Annotated in this window: 4 protein-coding genes; 3 read left to right on the forward strand and 1 reads right to left on the reverse strand. The window is 35.5% G+C overall.

Annotated features, from left to right (window positions below):
- The 3 genes from D7V20_RS18880 to D7V20_RS19930 form a co-directional block, all read left to right on the forward strand.
- Positions 1–223: mobilization protein (locus tag D7V20_RS18880; RefSeq protein ID WP_120385374.1), on the forward strand; the 223-nt coding region annotated here is incomplete at its 5' end.
- Positions 224–225: 2 nt separating this feature from the next.
- Complete coding sequence (locus D7V20_RS18885) at positions 226–552, forward strand: HU family DNA-binding protein (protein WP_120385375.1); 327 nt, start codon at positions 226–228, stop codon at positions 550–552.
- Positions 545–709 carry a hypothetical protein gene (locus D7V20_RS19930; RefSeq protein ID WP_171407866.1) on the forward strand — a complete coding sequence of 55 codons (165 nt, stop codon included), beginning with the start codon at positions 545–547 and terminating at the stop codon, positions 707–709. The genes D7V20_RS18885 and D7V20_RS19930 overlap by 8 nt, the downstream gene beginning before the upstream one ends.
- A gap of 65 nt (positions 710–774) precedes the next feature.
- Here the strand turns inward: D7V20_RS19930 and repM are convergent, their stop codons facing one another.
- Positions 775–1,725 (reverse strand): replication initiation protein RepM, encoded by a 951-nt coding sequence (gene repM / locus D7V20_RS18890; protein WP_120385376.1) that lies wholly within the window; start codon positions 1,723–1,725, stop codon positions 775–777.
- Positions 1,726–2,256: the final 531 nt, after the last annotated feature.

Raw genomic sequence — 2,256 nt, forward strand, 5'->3', positions numbered from 1 at the left:
GCTTAAAGCTCAAAAGCAGGCTAAAGACGCTCGTGAAAAGGCAAAGCAAAAAGAACAAGATCGTAAGGATGACACCAGAAGAAAAATTCTAGCTGGTTCTTTCTTACTTAAACAAATGGAAGATGAAGCAAAGAAAACAAAAATACTCGCTGATCTCAACGAGTATTTAACAGAAGATCGTGATAGAAAACTTTTTGACTTACTAAATATTGAGGAAAATTAATTATGAATAAAGCCGATTTAATTGCCAAATTAGCGCCTAAATTAAATATTAATCAAGACGAAGCAAGAGTTGTTCTTAATTCTGTTCTTGAAGTCATTACAGAAGCCCTAGTTGAAGATAAAAATATCCGATTAGTTGATTTTGGGACTTTTTCAGTAAAACAGCGTGCTGAAAGAATGGGACACAATCCTCAAACAGGAGAAAGACTTAAAATTGAAGCTAAGCAAATAGTCACTTTTAAACAAGGAAAGGCTTTGGGTGAGCAATTTATTGTCAAACCAAAACCAAAACCAAAAGGCAAAGTTAAAAAAAAGCTAAAGATTGACTGATAAACAAGCTGATTATTGTCTGAAAGAGCAGAAAAAAGCATTTAACCCAATGTGGGCGGAAGATGCACAGCTTAGACAATTGGAGAGAATCCAAGACAGATTAAATACTCAAATTGAAAACGGTAGCATTGGTAAGGATCAAGACAGGGGGAGATAATCCGCATCAATCTCTCATAGTTGTGCGTCAATCCGTCCATATATCCATGCCAAAAGCCTTGTCTATCAAGGCTTTTCACTGAATCCAACTTTAACTAAATACGGTGCTAGTTCTTTTCTTTTTTCAGGATCTAGGAGCATTTCAGCGATACGAATAGCAAATTGTTCATAGCTTTCTGTGCCGTGAGAATATTTGCTCATTTCAGGCATATCAGAAAGTTTTTTGGCAAAAGAAAAGCGTTGTTTGTCTGTCATCTTAGCTATCAGGTCAACCGTGTTTGGATCTCGGTTTGAAACTGTTGATATAGCCTTATTTTCTTTCTTGGGCTTAAACCTTAATTCGATGTGAGTGAATTTTCTTCCTGTTTTGCGTAGTTCATAAGTCACTTGCATCGGTGTGTTTTTATTAATTTCCCTAATTGCAGGGTCAATTATTCGCTGCTGTAAATTTCCAAATAACGGATATTTGTCTTGTAAGCACAGCATAAAACGCAAATCAGAAATTGCTATTTCACGCTTACCAATGTTTTCGTATTGTTTTATTAGCTCATAAATACGAATTGCATAAGCACTACTAAGACCTTTCAGATCCGATGCCAAATACTTGGTAAATTCACTTTTTAGATCGGAAAGTAAAGGCGTAACTGCCTCACTGAAAACAAGCAAGACAGAATTCCAATCTTCACCCCTTAATGTATCGTGAAAATAAGGATTTTTAACTTGAAGCATTTGAAGCCATCTAATTTTTGTTGTTGTTTCTTTGGTTTTAATAGTAATTGATCGGTCATACAACTTAGCCGCAGCTTCTTTTAAATCTCGATAAGCTGTTTTTTCATGCACACCAAACAAGCGAACAAAATCTTTAGCGTTTATTTGATAAATTTCGTTGCTAGATACAGGGATTCCTTTTGGTATTTGCTCAATGGCAGAAAGAATTAGCCGTTGTTCTGATGTACTTAGCTCATACCCAGCCTCGATAACTTGGTTTGATTTTACGATTAGACCTGCTTTTTTCATAGTTTATTCCTTATTATCTATAACAATAATACTATTTGTTATAGTTAGTAGTCAATCCGTTATAGTTAGAGTAGTCAATCCGTTATAGTTAGTAGTCAATCCGTTATAGTTAGTAGTCAATCCGTTATAGTTAGAGCGTGAAAGCCTTGCTATACGTGGCATACAGAGGACGTAAAATATTTAAAATATTAAAATAAATATAAAAAAGAAAAATTTCCAAAAAAAGCTGTGAATAACTGCCCTATGAACTCGTTTCACTCGTTCTTTTTGACTTCGCTTTGCTCAGTTGGGGGCAGTTATTTGTAAATACCTGAGAGAGATTCAAAAAAGCAAAAGCGACTATGGATTCGCTTCGCTCATAAGTTTTTATGCTCGCTGCGCTCGGTCTAGGGGCTAATACCTGCATGTGATCTATTTCCTTTTGCCTTTTTAGATATTTTTAAAAACGGTTTTTCAGAGGGTCGAGGCGCAACTTTTCTTTGTGTCGCTCGTAGACACTCGCTAATAACTTATTGATATTGTTTAGATATG

The organism is Acinetobacter rongchengensis, assembly GCF_003611475.1.
Classification (GTDB): domain Bacteria; phylum Pseudomonadota; class Gammaproteobacteria; order Pseudomonadales; family Moraxellaceae; genus Acinetobacter; species Acinetobacter rongchengensis.

Bases quoted from the DNA above. Each gene is read 5' to 3' on its own strand.
- D7V20_RS18885 (WP_120385375.1), top strand. From the start codon at position 226: ATGAATAAAGCCGATTTAATTGCCAAATTAGCGCCTAAATTAAATATT.
- repM (WP_120385376.1), bottom strand. From the start codon at position 1,725: ATGAAAAAAGCAGGTCTAATCGTAAAATCAAACCAAGTTATCGAGGCT.